The sequence below is a fragment of the Nostoc sp. T09 genome (genome assembly GCF_002154695.1).
In the GTDB taxonomy this organism is placed as follows: Bacteria; Cyanobacteriota; Cyanobacteriia; order Cyanobacteriales; family Nostocaceae; genus Aulosira.
The window spans coordinates 12,642-28,158 of record NZ_MTAV01000061.1 but is presented as its reverse complement, the minus strand read 5'-3'; the positions used below and the strand labels follow the sequence as shown (position 1 = coordinate 28,158).

General features: G+C 42.3%; 15 protein-coding genes. 7 read left to right on the top strand and 8 right to left on the bottom strand.

Annotated features, from left to right (window positions below):
• Positions 1-134: 134 nt before the first annotated feature.
• Entirely contained in the window at positions 135-1,265 is a 1,131-nt protein-coding gene (locus BV372_RS14410; protein ID WP_086687188.1) for a hypothetical protein, read from the bottom strand.
• 427 nt (positions 1,266-1,692) lie between these two features.
• Positions 1,693-3,324 (bottom strand): adenylate/guanylate cyclase domain-containing protein, encoded by a 1,632-nt coding sequence (locus tag BV372_RS14400; RefSeq protein WP_086687186.1) that lies wholly within the window; start codon positions 3,322-3,324, stop codon positions 1,693-1,695.
• Positions 3,325-3,572: 248 nt separating this feature from the next.
• Here BV372_RS14400 and BV372_RS14395 point away from each other — a divergent pair, with 248 nt between their 5' ends.
• Positions 3,573-5,039, top strand: coding sequence for a serine/threonine protein kinase (locus BV372_RS14395; RefSeq protein ID WP_086687185.1), 1,467 nt, complete (start codon positions 3,573-3,575; stop codon positions 5,037-5,039).
• 94 nt (positions 5,040-5,133) lie between these two features.
• Here BV372_RS14395 and ylqF read toward each other — a convergent pair whose 3' ends face one another.
• Both ylqF and BV372_RS14385 read right to left on the bottom strand, forming a co-directional pair.
• Positions 5,134-6,015, bottom strand: coding sequence for a ribosome biogenesis GTPase YlqF (gene ylqF / locus BV372_RS14390; RefSeq protein WP_086687184.1), 882 nt, complete (start codon positions 6,013-6,015; stop codon positions 5,134-5,136).
• Positions 6,016-6,085: 70 nt separating this feature from the next.
• On the bottom strand, positions 6,086-6,475 hold the full coding sequence (locus tag BV372_RS14385) for a VOC family protein (RefSeq protein ID WP_086687183.1): 390 nt from the start codon (positions 6,473-6,475) through the stop codon (positions 6,086-6,088).
• 581 nt (positions 6,476-7,056) lie between these two features.
• Here BV372_RS14385 and lepB point away from each other — a divergent pair.
• Positions 7,057-7,629: a signal peptidase I gene (lepB, locus tag BV372_RS14380; RefSeq protein WP_086687182.1), complete on the top strand. Its 573-nt coding sequence runs from the start codon at positions 7,057-7,059 to the stop codon at positions 7,627-7,629.
• Positions 7,630-7,681: 52 nt separating this feature from the next.
• On the opposite strand, the gene BV372_RS14375 is transcribed toward lepB, so the two are convergent.
• Positions 7,682-8,215, bottom strand: a complete 534-nt coding sequence (locus BV372_RS14375) for a ComEA family DNA-binding protein (RefSeq protein ID WP_086687228.1) — start codon at positions 8,213-8,215, stop codon at positions 7,682-7,684.
• A 14-nt stretch (positions 8,216-8,229) separates the two neighbouring features.
• Entirely contained in the window at positions 8,230-8,604 is a 375-nt protein-coding gene (locus BV372_RS14370) for an NINE protein (RefSeq protein WP_086687181.1), read from the bottom strand.
• Between the two features lie 471 nt (positions 8,605-9,075).
• On the opposite strand from BV372_RS14370, the gene BV372_RS14365 reads away from it, so the two are divergent.
• Positions 9,076-9,420 (top strand): hypothetical protein, encoded by a 345-nt coding sequence (locus BV372_RS14365; protein ID WP_086687180.1) that lies wholly within the window; start codon positions 9,076-9,078, stop codon positions 9,418-9,420.
• 137 nt (positions 9,421-9,557) lie between these two features.
• Complete coding sequence (locus tag BV372_RS14360; protein WP_086687179.1) at positions 9,558-9,881, top strand: DUF1825 family protein; 324 nt, start codon at positions 9,558-9,560, stop codon at positions 9,879-9,881.
• A gap of 57 nt (positions 9,882-9,938) precedes the next feature.
• On the opposite strand, the gene BV372_RS14355 is transcribed toward BV372_RS14360, so the two are convergent.
• Positions 9,939-11,861, bottom strand: a complete 1,923-nt coding sequence (locus tag BV372_RS14355) for a transglycosylase domain-containing protein (protein WP_086687178.1) — start codon at positions 11,859-11,861, stop codon at positions 9,939-9,941.
• Positions 11,862-12,034: 173 nt separating this feature from the next.
• Here BV372_RS14355 and tyrS point away from each other — a divergent pair, with 173 nt between their 5' ends.
• The 3 genes from tyrS (at position 12,035) to BV372_RS14340 (ending at position 14,794) form a co-directional block, all read left to right on the top strand.
• Positions 12,035-13,231: a tyrosine--tRNA ligase gene (gene tyrS, locus BV372_RS14350; RefSeq protein ID WP_179198094.1), complete on the top strand. Its 1,197-nt coding sequence runs from the start codon at positions 12,035-12,037 to the stop codon at positions 13,229-13,231.
• A 64-nt stretch (positions 13,232-13,295) separates the two neighbouring features.
• The gene (pyrF, locus tag BV372_RS14345) at positions 13,296-14,015 is read left to right on the top strand and encodes an orotidine-5'-phosphate decarboxylase (RefSeq protein WP_086687176.1); all 720 of its coding nucleotides are present in this window, start codon (positions 13,296-13,298) and stop codon (positions 14,013-14,015) included.
• Positions 14,012-14,794 carry a hypothetical protein gene (locus tag BV372_RS14340; RefSeq protein WP_256973217.1) on the top strand — a complete coding sequence of 261 codons (783 nt, stop codon included), beginning with the start codon at positions 14,012-14,014 and terminating at the stop codon, positions 14,792-14,794. The genes pyrF and BV372_RS14340 overlap by 4 nt, the downstream gene beginning before the upstream one ends.
• Here the strand turns inward: BV372_RS14340 and BV372_RS14335 are convergent.
• On the bottom strand, positions 14,791-15,462 hold the full coding sequence (locus tag BV372_RS14335) for a uracil-DNA glycosylase family protein (protein ID WP_086687175.1): 672 nt from the start codon (positions 15,460-15,462) through the stop codon (positions 14,791-14,793). The genes BV372_RS14340 and BV372_RS14335 overlap by 4 nt on opposite strands.
• Positions 15,463-15,517 lie beyond the last annotated feature (55 nt).

Genomic DNA, 15,517 nt, shown 5'->3' with positions numbered 1-15,517 from the left:
TATTGGAACTACCTGATTGTCAAAATAGGTTAATAACAATAAATATTATTAATCCTATTTTGATAGTGATTGAGTATTCAGAAAAGCTAAATAATAGTTTAATTTTTCTAATTTTAAAGAAGATGAGAATTCACTCATTGTTTCTTTGATGTTGAAAATAGGGTAGCCCCTTCATATAGACTTGTGTGATAAACCCAATTTTGCTCTCCATTGGTAGTTGTGGCAATCCAACCGGGAAAATTGCCAGGTGTACAAATATCTTTAGGAACACTTACTGGAAAGCCACGACAGCTGTCTGTCCATACTTTTTGTTCTACCCAAAAGATTTTGAGGTTGGCAGGGGGTGTTTCTGTGGCAGGATAGACATCTTTCAATACACCTCTGACCAGCTTTCTAGGAAAACTTTCTGGGCCATTCAACTTCAAACCGCGTCCGGTTGCTACATGATAAACCCAGCGTTGTTGATAGCCTTGGGCAACTACTCGCCACCCTGCCAAACCAATCTCAGTACAGGCTGTTCCTGGCGGGGCAATATCTAAACAACCATTCAAAATTCTGGGTTCAGCACTCACAACTTGCAGCGCAGCTAATGGAATAGCTGTACGCTTGGACATATCTTGCAAAACGGCGTTTGCAGTTCCTTTTGTGAAATTAGGTGGTATTTTCAGATTGATTTGGCTGGCTGCAATATCAAATAAGACTGAATAAGACAAACCTGTGCGATATACCCAGCGTTGCTTTGTGCCATCAGTGACAGTGACTTGCCAGCCAGGTGTTTTGGCAGCAATACAGGAGATTAAACCTGGCAAACCAAAGCAGCCATTATCCCAAGTTTTGTTTTCCGCCCAGTAAATTTTGAGTCGGGAAATCGGTAAACCAGAACGCCAAGATGCTTCTTCTAGAACTTCATTGGCGATCGCAGGCGATAAACTTGCTTTAGCATTCAACTTAAAGCCATAATTTTGGGTTGCATGATAAATCCAACGATTTTGTCTGGCTGCGATCGTGACTTTCCAACCACGAAGACCAATGGCGCTACAAAGTTGATCTGGTGGTGCAACATCCAAGCAGCCATTGAATAAAGCTTCCTCCGTAGTAAGAATCTGCACTTCTGGCTTAGGTACAAATGATCGCCAAGCCATATCTTGTAATATTTTGTCCCTAAGGGATGTTGGTAAACTTGCACCTTTTGTTTCTGGTTGAGTTTGTGCTGCACGACTAGGGAAGTTATTGATGACGAAGATGCTGGCTAATAAAACTGTCATCCAAAATTGAAGATGCGATGGCCGGATCAATTTCTGCTCCTTTTTTACTGTTATGTTACTGAGTTAAATTTGCTGGAAACTAGAGATTCTTAGCTTGCGTCAACTCAGTATATAGAGAATATTTCAGCTTTATGCTATGCATTTTATGCAACTTATGAAGTCATTTTTAGTGACGCAGCTAAATAATAAAACTCATTACTTAGGTTGGAGAACTGAGAATGGCTTGTTGAGCGCTGATTTGACTGCGATCGTAGTTATGGAAAGAAAAGAGTCATTAGAAAATATAAAAAAAGCCTGGAATATTAATTGCAAAACCGAAAAAATCAAATCATATTCATCAAAGAATATTGTGTGAAAATCCGATTTTGCCTTAATTTTAAGTTCACATTATATAAATTACAAATAACCTAATTTTCTGCCTTCTGCTTTATTTATGCATAGTTGTTTGGTAAACCTTAATTAAACGATTAATACCTTTGAAACTATAACTTCCCATTTCTTGAAAGTCTAAGGGTTGTGAAAGCATTTTGTAAGTAACTTCACTAATCACGCATTCACCTGGAGGGCAAACAGCTTCCATGCGTGCAGCCAGGTTAATAGTAGCCCCTAAAGCCGTATATTCTACCCGTTGAGAGCTACCAACATCTCCCACAACTGCTTTACCGCTATTAATCGCAATGCGTAATTGTAGAGGTTCTTGCCAAAAACCATTCATATTCAGACGTTCTAAGCGAGTTAGCATACCCTTAGCAGCCGCAATTGCACGTTCGGCATGATCCGGTTGGGGTTCGGGAGCGCCAAAGAACGCCATAATACAATCACCAATATATTTATCTAAAGTGCCACCATAGCCAAACACTTCTTGCAGCATCTCTTCAAATAAATTATTAAGTAATTGAGCGATCGCGGTTGGTGTCACTCTTTCAGAAATGGCAGTAAAACCAACCAAATCCGCAAATAAAATGCTGATTTCGCTTTCTGCGGGAGATAAACGCCCATCTGGTAACCTACCTACAGATATTAACTGCTGAACTACAGCCGGAGAGTGATAACGTTCTAGCCTGTGACGAATTACTTCTTCGTTTTTGAGTTTATCTACTAATAGCCAGCGTTGCACGCTAGAAGCTACAAGGTTAGCTAAAGCCGAAAAAAAGCTAAGTTCTTCTTCACCTTCATTAGCCCAATGGTACGAAGACAGATGTGCATCTGCGTAGAGAACGCCAACAACTTTATTCTCATCCCATAACGGCACCGCCATGACGCTGCGAATTCCTTTAACCAAAACGCTGTGTTCTCCAGAAAAGCGTTCATCTTTATGGGTATCAGCAGATTGAATGACAACTTTTTCTTCAAATACCTTTTGGCAAATACTACGACTAATCCAACTACCATCAGCTGCTAGATTTTGTTGTTGGGAAGCGTTTCTGGTAGCAGCATTCATCAATTCCAGATTTCCCCCACCATTGACATCAATTAATAATCCCAAGCGATCGATGCTGTCTAGGTAACGAAACACCACTTCTTGCACTTGGAAGAAAATCTCTTCTATAGATGTGGCTGCACAAAGATTTTTTGCGATATCTACCAAGTCTTTAAGTCGGGCAATGGTTATATCCTTATTGTTGATATCACCATCCTTGCTATCAGCTTGTATCCATTGCTGTTGCAGTTGTTTGACGTTCCGTAGAATCGTTTTTTGCTCAGTATTATCCCCATCCCGTTCCTTGATTGGCTCACGCTTACTCATCGGCTGTGCAGCAGGATCTAGAACAAAAACAAGTAAACTCACATTACCCAACCAAACAACATCACCATGATGCAACTGTTGTGGACGAGTAAGTATACGTTCATTTACTTGCGTTCCATTTTTACTACCCATATCCGCAATAGTCCACACCCCATCAGCAGTTTTCACAATCTGGGCATGGTTACGGGAGACTCCCCCAAAAGGTAGATATAAGCTACATTCCGGTAAACGGCCAATAGTAAATACATCTTGATCTACTGAAACCGTTGTTTCAGTATTTCCCTCTTGTAGACGTAGTTTGAGTTCAGTCATGAGTGTGAAATATCTGTTCTGGAATTTGGAGGTTAGAGCATGTCTAAGACTGGGAATATATTAACTATCAGCCCTTGGCTTTATCTTTATGGCACTATTAATGGCATTTCGACAACTATAAATCTAGTGAATATTACGGAACAATTATATTCAGATATACATCAGCGTTATGAAGAAATTCCCAATAAACTTCTTCTTTTAGGAAAAAGTGTATTCTAGTTAACAGTTAACCTCAGTCCAGCTATACCATGATCGGCAGATTACTAGACCACCGTTACCAAGTGGTCGAACTATTAGGCAAAGGCGGATTTGGTCATACTTACATAGCCCTAGATACTCGCCGTCCTGGAAACCCAACTTGCGTCGTTAAACATCTTAAACCTGTTACTAGCGACCCCGAATTTTTGCCATTAGCTAGACGCTTGTTTAATAGGGAAGCCGAAACTTTAGAAAAGCTGGGACACAATGACCAGATTCCCCGACTTTTGGCTTACTTTGAGGAAAACGAAGAATTTTACTTAGTGCAAGAGTTGATCGAGGGACAACCACTGTCGTTAGAAGTAGCCGCTGGCAGGTGGAGTGAAGAGCAGGTAATTAAACTACTGCAAGATGTTTTACCTATCCTAGAATTTATTCATAGTCATGGGGTGATTCATCGAGATCTCAAACCCGAAAATTTAATCCGTCGTGCTTCTGACAATACAATCGTCTTGGTTGATTTTGGGGCTGTAAAACAAATTAAGAGTTACTCACTGATGACTCCAGAACAGCTTAAAAACGACACTGTTGCTGTTGGAACCCCAGGCTATATGCCAAGTGAGCAGGGACAAGGCAGGCCACGTCCTTGTAGCGACATTTATGCACTAGGTATGACTTGTATCCAAGCTCTAACAGGCTTGAATCCCAAGCAATTAGGAGAGGATGCCGTCAGTGGAGAGATATTATGGCAGCATCATGCTCAAGTCAGCGATCAATTGGCATCAATCTTGAATAAGATGATCCGCCATTACTTCAAATACCGCTATCAGTCAGCAACCGATGCACTCCAAGCACTCACTTCCATAACTAATGCCAACACACCCGCAGCTGTAGCAGCTGTTGTCACCCAAGTGGTAGGTCACTATTTGAAAGATGGCTATGTGACTGCAACCAAAGTGATGCACTATCTACAGGAACTGGCAAAGCCTAGCTACATTCCGCCAGATAACGAAACTTCCTCTGGTTCTACACCACAACTTATCACCGCTCCATCTACCCTAAGAGCCTCTGAGGCCCAGAATGAACTGTTAACTATGACTACCAATCCAACGCGATCGCCTAGTAGTTCGCCGTTTCACTGGCGTTCTATTCCTAAATCCTCTCCAAGATCCCGATTGCTAATCGGGGCTGGTGGAGCGATCGCAGTAGTTGCGGTTGGTATCATGTCTGCTAATCACTCACAAAAACCATCTTCAGAGCCTGCTCAAAATGAAGTTAAGCAAGTAGCAAATGATCCAAATCCACCTGAACAGAAAAAAAGTTGTCTGATGGTTGTTAGTTCATCAAACTTACGCTCTTTATCTGGATCTGGACAAAGGAAAACAGGCAAAGTTGTGAAAGCAGGTACTAAAGTCACAACAACTGGCAGAACAGAGGGTGGCTGGATAGAAATTAGTTCTCCAGAGCCAGGTTGGATTTGGAAAAGTCGGACAAAAAACTCCTGTCCTAATAAATAGCAAAACTATCGATTTTACAATTTAAGCAATCGATTCAACCTAACAACCCAGATCAAACCTGACAATTCTATAATTACGAATTACGAATTATGAATTAATTGGGCGGTACTTCCAAAGGAATTTCACCCAATAACCCTTTACGATAATCTGTTAACAGATGCCTAGCGGCTCTTTCCACATCACCTGTGTAGCGATGTTCTGCTAAAGCTTGCAAATATGCTTCTCCTGTGTGGGGTGAAGAGTCAAGTTCGTAGCGGGCTTCTAATGGTTTTTGTGGTAATAAATTAGTAGCTACATCATGTAGATAATTAAGTATGTTTACAAGTTCTGATGCTACTAGTTGATTATCGTAAGATGCTTCACCAATATCATCGCAAATCGCTAATTTTAATGCGGCTTCTTGATCTTCCAGCTTCAGAGGAATAACACCAGGAGCATCTAGTAATTCTAACTGGTCGGAGATTCGCACCCAGCGGAGTTGACGAGTCACACCAGGACGAGCTGCACTTTCAACTACCCGTTTACCCAACAGACGGTTAATTAACGCTGATTTACCAACATTAGGAAAACCAATCACCACTGCGCGAACTGGACGGGGTAACATCCCGCGATCGCGTCTTCTTTGATTGAGTTCTACCCCAGCTGCTTGTGCTGCTTTTAACACTGCTGCTACACCTTGACCATGTTGAGCGTTGGTAAAATATGCTACTTCTCCCTGACGTTTAAAATAATCACCCCACAGCGATCGCACTTGGGGAGAAATCATATCCACCCGGTTCAGCACTAATAACCGCGTCTTATTTCCTACCCACTCACCGATTTGGGGATGGTGTGTCGCTAAGGGAATACGTGCATCTCGTACTTCCAGTACAACATCTACTCGCTTTAGCTGTTCTTTTAGATTCTTTTCAGCCTTGGCAATGTGACCCGGATACCATTGGATCACGTTTAATTTATAGTTTTGAGTTAAAGCCATTGGTCATTTGTCCTTTGTCATTGGTCATTGGTCATTTGTCATTTGTCATTCGTCCCTAATAACTCATGATTCAGGACTCATAACTTTGTGTAACTGCTTGATGTAGAATCAAACGATTGCCATCGGGGTCATAGGCATAGATTTCTCTACCGTGGGAAGCAACTGTAATATTTCCGGGTGGGGGATAACCCAACTCCGTAAGGTGAGCGATCGCAGCTTCCAGGTTACTCACCTCTAAACACAAACTTATCTTACTTTTGGCTGTAGTTTCAAATTCAGCCTCGTGTGTGCTTTTAGGTTTAAAAATACCTAGCCGCAAACCAGAAAACAGAAATTCAGCATAAACATTGGGAATCAGAGTTGTAGGATTTTGCCCCAAAACTTGTGTATAGAAACTCACTAAACTTTCAAAATTCGCAGTTGCAAGAGCGACAAGTACATCAGTGTATTGAAAAATCATATTTTTTCATAACTAGCTAGGCATAAACAAATTACAGTTTGTAGCTAGGACTTTTTTCATTTGACTAAGTTTTTCTTAACCAATAATTAAAATGCATCAAATTTCATTTGATTAATGAACGCATGGAATAATAGAGAAGCAAAGCATCTTTGCCCAAAAAACCGGATTAATTAGTGAGGATATTCTCAATCCTGAATTATCTGTTCTGACTCTTTTTATGACAATTAGAGCCGAAACAAGAAAAAACCGACTGGCTGTATCGCTCTACCAGTCGGCAACTATCTTAGTTTTCAGGAGTAGACAATAAAACGAAGAATGTTCTAAAACATTGCCTTATAATTGCAAAAGTTAGGTAACGGTATTTTAATTACCTACTTGTTCTACCTAATCTTTAGCTTGTATCGAATTAGACAGGCTTTAGGTTATTTTCAGCGTTTTTGCCTATAATTGGTAGATGCGATAGCCTTATTTTTAATGCTTGTAAGGGTTTTTGCGTAAAACCCAGCTTGATTACAAGTATACCTTGACCTTCTAAATAATCAAGGGATTTGTTCCACTTTTTTAACTGGCTGAAAAATTCTATGGCTTCTCACGAAAGTGATGTAAAAGATACTCCAGCGTCCTCAAAAATATGGCGTAGTTCGCAGGAAAATCTGATTTTAATTGCGATCGCTCTATGTTTGGCATTTGTGATTAGGACTTTTATTGCCGAACCGCGCTACATCCCTTCTGATTCAATGTTACCCACTTTACATACAGGCGATCGCCTGGTTGTGGAAAAAATCTCTTACCGTTTTCATCCTCCCAAAACTGGAGATATCATTGTTTTTCAGCCGCCAGCAGAACTCCAACGTCGCGGATATCCTCAAGACCAAGCTTTTATTAAGCGGGTAATTGGTGAGCCTGGAGAGGTAGTAAGCGTTGCGCGTGGAAAAGTTTACCTCAACGGTCAAGCCTTGCAAGAAGAGTACATTGCTGAACCACCAAATAGTCCTTACCCGCCACATACAGTTCCAGAAGGCGAATTTTTTGTTATGGGAGACAATCGCAACGACAGCAACGACTCTCGCTACTGGGGTTTTTTGCCCAAAAGAAATATTATTGGTCGAGCCACATTTCGGTTTTGGCCTCTTAACCGAGTGGGATTTATTTAATTAGTCCGTAGTCAGTAGTCAGTTAACAATAAACGAGCTGATAACTGACTACTCAAAATTTTAAATAATACATTAACTGAGCGATCGCATCTGGTGATAGTGCTAAGCGCTGCTGGAAATCAACTAAGTTGCGGTAAGGCCCAGCAGATAGACGATTTTGCACCACTGCTTGCGCCAGAGATATATCGATAAAAGGTATTTTTGCCAGGTGTTCAACTGTGGCTAAATTTGGATTCACCAAAGGTGCAGGACAATCTAAAGATTCTTCGTCATAGTAAACAAAATTCAGCAATGGCTTTATTGGCTTTAGCCGCTGTACAGGAATAGCTAAAGCCGCCGCAATATCTTCAATACAATAGAATTTAACACCTGAATGTGAAATTTCCACCAGCGATCGCGCTTGGTGAATTGACAACCCAGGTAAGCGTAACCAGTCATCTACAGTTGCTTGATTGGCATCAATCTGAATACCCAGTTGTACCGCCATCTGAAGTTCCTCCCCAGATTGTAGTCTGTAGTACGGGTCGTTGAGGAGCTTGGCACGAAGTTTTTGCAACCTAGAATTTAAAGGTAGCCAGTTTTTCATAATTTTCGCTGGTTTCAAGAAATTTGGTCTAGCATCTGGCGGCGCTTTTGCTCAAATTCATACTCAGAAATCAGTCCATCTTGGCGCAAGGCATCTAACTCACGCAAAGCTTCAGCGATTGCCCCAACCTGATTGCTGACTTGCTGTGAGTTCTTAATTGCTGACTTACCAAAATTAAAATTACGATCAAAAGCTTCTTCGTCTTGAGCTAAGTACCAAACTCCCTCAATAGCGCTAGCTACCTTGGGAATGGGCGTCCAAGAAAGCAAAACATATAACAGTCCCCAGAAAGGCTGTCCTAGATAAAACTTATGTAATCCTGAAATTGTTAGCGTGCCGGAAAAAGCTAAAATAGCGGCAACACTGCGGCTTTTGCGCTTAGTTAACATATTCCTCAATTCACCATTACCACATTTCCTACAATTAGATAGTCATCGTAGCAAAGTACCTGGATAAGTGCTGTATTGGTGCTCTCCTACTGAACCGCCAACATATAAATCTATTGTATTGATTTCCGCTATAGGGGAGCCGCTACTTAGATGTAGGGTATATTCAGATCAACTCTACCCAGACAACTTGTCCAAATCCATTGTGTTTCTTAGCTTATTTCATCCTCTTTTATGTATTATCGTATAATACAAGTAAGCTAGAAAAATATTTAAAAGATTAATACATCTAAAAACAAAATTTTAGATCGAGTAAATCTTCATCAACAAATTGAAATTATAGATTTTTAGTTTACTTAATTGTTTCACAACCTTGATCTATTGCAGCCAATATTTGTGATTCTCATAATTCCGCAAGTTAGAGCCTAGCCAGTAAAACGGAGATTAGATAAAGACAATAATGTTCAACCAGTTTTGAAAAAATACGCTCGACGTCATTACCAACGAGCTATTCAGTATGCCAACCTAGCGAACTGGACAAGAGCAGTAGAAGAACTGCGCGATGCTATCAAGCTAGAACTACAAAATAGTGACTATCATGCATTACTCGGCGTTGTACATCTCCAACAGAATTTTCCGGGAATGGCAACGGTTTATATTCCTCAAGCATCAAAACTTAATCCCCAACACCCACTAGCTTTAAAGTACGCTTGCAAGTTGAACATTAAACCAAATGACAATGTAAATCCCAGATCAATGGCAACGTCTGTGAGCATTGCCGCTTTATTAAGTTTGTTTGTAACGCAGCAACAGTCTTGAGTCAAGTGTTGAAATTTCGGTAAATAATAGTAATAGAACCGAAGCTTATTCCCTAGATTAGTACCCTAGATTAGAATAAAAATATAAGCAAAACCATAATTTACTGAGTGTTAGCACTCAGTTGAATATTAAACAAAATGGGATTCTTTGACTCTGAGATAGTTCAGCAAGAAGCAAAGCAGCTGTTTGACGATTATCAAGCGCTAATCAAGCTTGGTAACAACTACGGCAAATTTGACCGTGAGGGCAAAAAGCTGTTTATTGAGCAAATGGAAGCCATGATGGATCGCTATCGCATCTTTATGAAGCGCTTCGAGCTCTCAGAAGATTTCATGGCGCAAATGACTATGGAACAGATGAAAACTCAGCTAGGTCAGTTTGGGGTTACTCCTCAGCAAATGTTTGAGCAAATGCATCTCACCCTACAGAGGATGAAAGCCGAGCTAGAAAAACAGCCCTGAGCAATTTTAGATGTTGGATTTTGGATTAATTGCCAATCCAAAATCCAGCATCCGAAATTATTGGGCTTTGGGGCGAGTAAATTGCGAGGGCGATTTAAAGCTCTCTGCTGGTACATCCTTGAGCGCCTTTTGCATGAAGTCGCGCCAGATGGGAGCTACCATCACGCCACCTGTAGCTCCGTGGGCTAATTGTCTGTTGTCGTCCCTACCTACCCAAACAGCAGTAGTTAACTGGGGTACTGTACCCACAAACCAAATATCCTTTTCTGAGGATGTTGTACCCGTCTTACCCGCAGCGGGGCGACCTATAGCAGCATTTTTACCAGTACCATCAGTAATTACCGATTGCATTATATTGAGAATTGCTGCCGATGCCCAAGGATCGAGAACTAACTGAGGCTTGGGTGTGTTGTCTAGTAGAACATTGCCGCTACTATCCGTAACGCGCGCAATTACCGTTGGTGGTGACTGCCAGCCATAATTGGCAAAGGTAGCATAAGCACTAGCCATTTCTAGAGGTGTGACACCAATTGCTCCTAGAGGCAAAGAAGTCACCGGCTCCATCGGACTCATAATCCCCAAGGTGCGGCAGGTTTCAATGACTTTATTCATCCCTACAGCCTTACCAAGTTTAATCACAGGGATATTGCGCGACTGGGCAAGCGCAGTGCGGATTGACATTGCTCCCGAAAAGCCACCATCATAGTTCTTCGGATAGTACCAACCATCACCATCTCGATAGCTAACTGGAGCATCGACAACTGTTGTGTCTGGTGCAAATTTTCCTGAAGCAAAGGCGGTGTAGTAAACAAAAGGCTTAAAAGAAGATCCTGGCTGACGCTGAGCTTGGGTGGCACGGTTGAATTCGCTAGTTTTGGAATCTACGCCGCCTACTAAAGCTTTGATAAAATGTGTCCGAGGGTCAATTGCCACCAGGGCCATTTGATTCTTAGATAGCCCTTCGCCTTGGAGTGTTTCATGCCACTTAACGACAGTTTGCTCTGCCATTTTTTGGAAGTCAGCATCAACTGTAGTTTGGACTCGCATACCACCTTTGAGCAGTGCGTCGCGTCCAAACTTTTTCGCCAATTCTTGGGACACAGTATTGGTTACATAAGGTAAAGCACTACCTTGAAACGACCGAATTTTACCAAGTTTGATTTCTTGTTTAAGGGCATCGTCGTACTCTTTCTGACTAATCCAATTCAAGTCCAGCATCCGCCCTAAAACTTCCTTTTGTTTCTGTTTTGCCAGTTTCATGCTGACAAATGGGCTAAATTCTTCTGGCGCTTGAATTAAACCAGCCATCATTGCCGATTCACCCAAGGTTAAAAATTCTGATGACTTGTTAAAGTAACTACGTGCTGCTGTTTGCACACCATAATTGTTATGACCCCAATAAACTTGATTGAGGTACATTTCCAATATTTGGTCTTTGGAAAGAATTTGCTCTAAGCGAATTGCCAGCACTGCTTCCGCTATCTTGCGGGTAAAGGCACGCTTTTGAGACAAAAATATGTTTTTAACTAGCTGCATCGTGATGGTAGAGCCACCTTCCTTGACTCCACCAGCTATCGAGTTAACAACTATGGCACGGCCCACACCTGTAGGATTGATACCGTGGTGATTGTAGAAATGACCATCTTCGCTGGCTAATACTGCCCTTTTGAGATTTGGGGAAATTTTATCTAAAGGTACAACTTCTCGGTTGGCTTCCCCATGAACGCTCGTTAACAGTTTGCCTTTTAGATCATAAATATAAGTAGTTTCTGAAGGAAAGAAGTTACGTAATTGCCTGACATCCGGCAAATTACGGAAACTTATAGCCAAGCCCACCAATCCGCCCGCTACAATTGAACTTGTCAGCATCGTGATTGATAATAGAGTTCCGCCAGCTACCTGACCTACTCCTTTCAAAAACTCAAAACCTGATGAAGCCTTATTTTGGGCTTCCTTGTCTTCAAAAGTCCTAGACGACACGGCGATTTCACTTCCTCACTCGTAAATATAAATGTAATTGATTTGGTGAAGCAAGGCGGTTGATTTTTTGCAATTATAGTAGTTTGGCAGATAAGAGAACGGACAAATTGCCAGTGAATACAACCAACCCAACTTCTCCAGCCCAAAGCTTAATTAATAGCGAATCTTCTAGTATGGCGCAAGATTTTACTTGGTTGCGTCGTGGTATTGTGGAAATTTTCCCACAACCAACTGATGCTGACAACGAAAGTGAAAGTTTAGAAAAGCGCTTGGCAACTACAAGCAGACCTTTAAGGGTCAAATTGGGCATTGATCCAACGGGTGCTGATATTCATCTTGGTCATAGCATACCGGTAAGAAAACTGCGAGCTTTTCAAGATGCAGGTCATACAGCAGTTCTAATTATTGGGGATTTTACGGCTCGCATTGGCGATCCGACTGGTAAGTCTGAGGTGCGTCGCCAACTGACAGAGGCAGAGGTAGCGCAAAATGCCCAGACTTATCTTGATCAAGTACGTCCTATATTGGATTTTGACACACCTGGGAGATTAGAGGTACGCTATAACTCCGAATGGCTTTCCCGACTTGATTTGGGGAAAATTTTAGAGTTACTCTCTACGATGACGGTGGGGCAGATGTTGGCCAAGGAAGGATTTGCAGAACGTTATAAAAAAGAGAATCCGATTTTCCTTCATGAGTTCCTTTATCCGTTGATGCAGGGATATGATTCGGTCGCAGTTGAGGCAGATGTGGAGTTAGGCGGGACTGATCAAAAATTTAACATTGCTGTGGGGCGAGATTTGCAACGTCATTTTGGACAAAAACCCCAGTTTGGATTACTGCTGCCGATTTTAATTGGTACAGATGGTGTGCAAAAAATGTCTAAGTCTTTAGGTAATTATGTGGGCTTATCGGAACACCCATCTGAGAAATATCAAAAATTGCAGGGAGTTCCCGATCAACTACTAGAACAATATTTTGAGCTATTGACAGATTTAGCTTTAGAGAAACTGCCCGAAAAACCACGCGATCGCCAATTACTTCTAGCATGGGAAGTTGTCAACCAATATCACGGCGAAGCAGCGGCGAATAAGGCTAAAGAAGTAGTAGACAGTGGTGGACAAAAAGGTGCATTACCAGAATTTTCTCTAGCTGGCATATCCCAGTTTCCCGTCAAGTTGGCTTATCTGCTCAATGCTAGTGGCTTGTGCAAAAGTAGTGGGGAAGGAAAACGCAAAATTCAAGAGGGTGGGGTGTACATAGATGGCGATCGCATTACTAATGTCGATACCACTTTTGAGCAGCCTAGTGACTTATCTGGGAGAGTTTTGCAAGTGGGGAAAAACAAGTTTGTGCGCTTAGTATCTTAATGTATGAAATGAACCCCGATATAGACACGAAGTGGCTTCCCGCAGGGTACGCCGATAAACGCCGATGAAAGCCGAGCAGCGAATTATTATACCTTTGGATGTGTCAGATTTGCAGAGTGCGATCGCCCTTGTGGATCGACTTCCCCAAGTTGGTTTCTGGAAAGTTGGTTTGGAGTTATTTACCAGCACTGGGCCTAAAATCCTCGAACTGCTTAAGTCCCGGCAAAAGCGCATTTTCCTGGACTTAAAGTTTCATGACATCCCCAACACTGTTGCTGGTGCTTGTCAGGCTGCGGCTCGTTATGAGGTAGATTTGCTGACAATTCATGCTACTGCTGGTAAGGATGCCTTAAAAGCGGCAACTGAGGCAGTACAAACAGGGGCAGCACAGACGGGTGTTCAACCGCCAAAATTAATTGCTATTACGCTGCTGACAAGTATTTCTGCTAGGCAGTTGGCATTCGATTTAAAAATTCCCGTAGAACTGCCAGAATATGCCCTAGAGATGGCACTAATAGCTCAAGAAACCGGATTAGATGGGGCAGTGTGTTCACCTCAAGAAGTAGCACAACTACGACAAACTTGCGGGGATGATTTTCTGTTAGTTTGTCCCGGAGTCCGCCCTACTTGGTCAGACAAGGCAGATCAAAAGCGATCGCTCACTCCTGCACAAGCAATCAAAGCGGGTGCCGATTACCTAGTAATTGGGCGTCCTATTACTACTGCTGCTGACCCTGAGTTAGCTTGGAAGAGAATTTCTGAGGAGATAACCACAGTGGCATGAAGGCAGGAATAAAGAAGACGCGGGGACAAAGAGACACGAAGACACGGGTAAACCCCACCAAACAAGGAATACTTTTTTTTGCCTCTAAGGATAAATCCGCTTTCGTGAAAGCATTCGCATTCAACGGAAGATATTCTTCATTATCCGCGTCCTCTTCAATCAGAAAAGGCAAGGGTAGCTTATGGTTTACTGTTTGTGGCTTCTGGCTGGTAATAGCAAGTAGTATTGATAACTTAGCATTGTCGCAGAACCCATCTCCGTCACCGGATAAAGGTGTGATTAATAATAAGGCAGCGTCTTCTTGCTCGGAGCATAATTTAGATAGTTTAACTACTTATCTATTACGGGATTTACCTAGTTATACCAACCGGGTTACGCAACGTGCCCGCCGTCGTAGCAGAAGTAGTGAAGTTTACAGCTACATGCTAGTTGCAGGTAGACCTGAGTTTACGCCTTTGCCCCTGAATCCTGGGATTGACACCGCAGATACCTCCAAAAGTACAGCATCAGGAGTCGACCAAGTATTCTTTACTACTTTAGAGCGGCAGTATATAAGTGGAAAAGCGGTGGAATTACAAGAATTCCATTGGCTACTGTTGACTAAAACTCAAAATGGTTGGCGTTTGGTAATGATGTTTACCCAAACTGGTTCATCTCCAAAGCAACAACCGCCGTCTCCGCCACGAGATAGTAGCAACAGCGCTATTGCGCAAGCGATTAATATTTGGCTGCGGGATTGTCAGGCAGGAAGTATACGGATGCGCAGTAAACCTTTTTAATGAATTTCATCATATTTAGCACGAACTGCCTGTATGTCTTGCCACATCAACCATTTGGGACCGCCTACTTCCCGAGAAGGGTTCCGCAGTAAGTAGGAAGGGTGGAAAATTGGCATACACAAACGTCCTTGCCACTCTATCCACTGTCCACGAATTTTAGTAATACCACGCTTATCGCCTGTTAAGCCTTTAACCGCAGTTGCACCAGTTAACAAAATAATTTTTGGATCTACGAGCCGAATTTGTTCCAATAAGTAGGGCAAGCAAGCCGCCATTTCTTCAGTAGTAGGAACTCGGTTCTCTGGTGGACGACATTTATTGATATTGGCAATATATACATCATTCTCAGTACTTAAACTCACAGATGCCAATATTTTCTCTAGCAGCTGCCCCGATCTGCCTACAAATGGTAAACCTGTTTCGTCTTCATTTTGCCCTGGTGCTTCCCCCACAACCATAATTGGTGCCTTGAGGTTCCCACGCCCAACGACAGCGTGAGTACGATTGTCTCCCAAACCACAACGGTGGCACTGATTGCAGTGCTGTGCCAACTCAGTCATGTCAGAATAGGTATTGGCAGGTATGGGAATTTTGGCGTCTGTAGGAATCAGATCTCTTTGATTGAAGCTTGAATCGTCAAATAGGCTGAGTTGGGTTTCGCTGCTCATGACAATCTGGAAGTTGGGGTCAGTAGCACCTGTCTAATTTAGGTGCAATACTTCT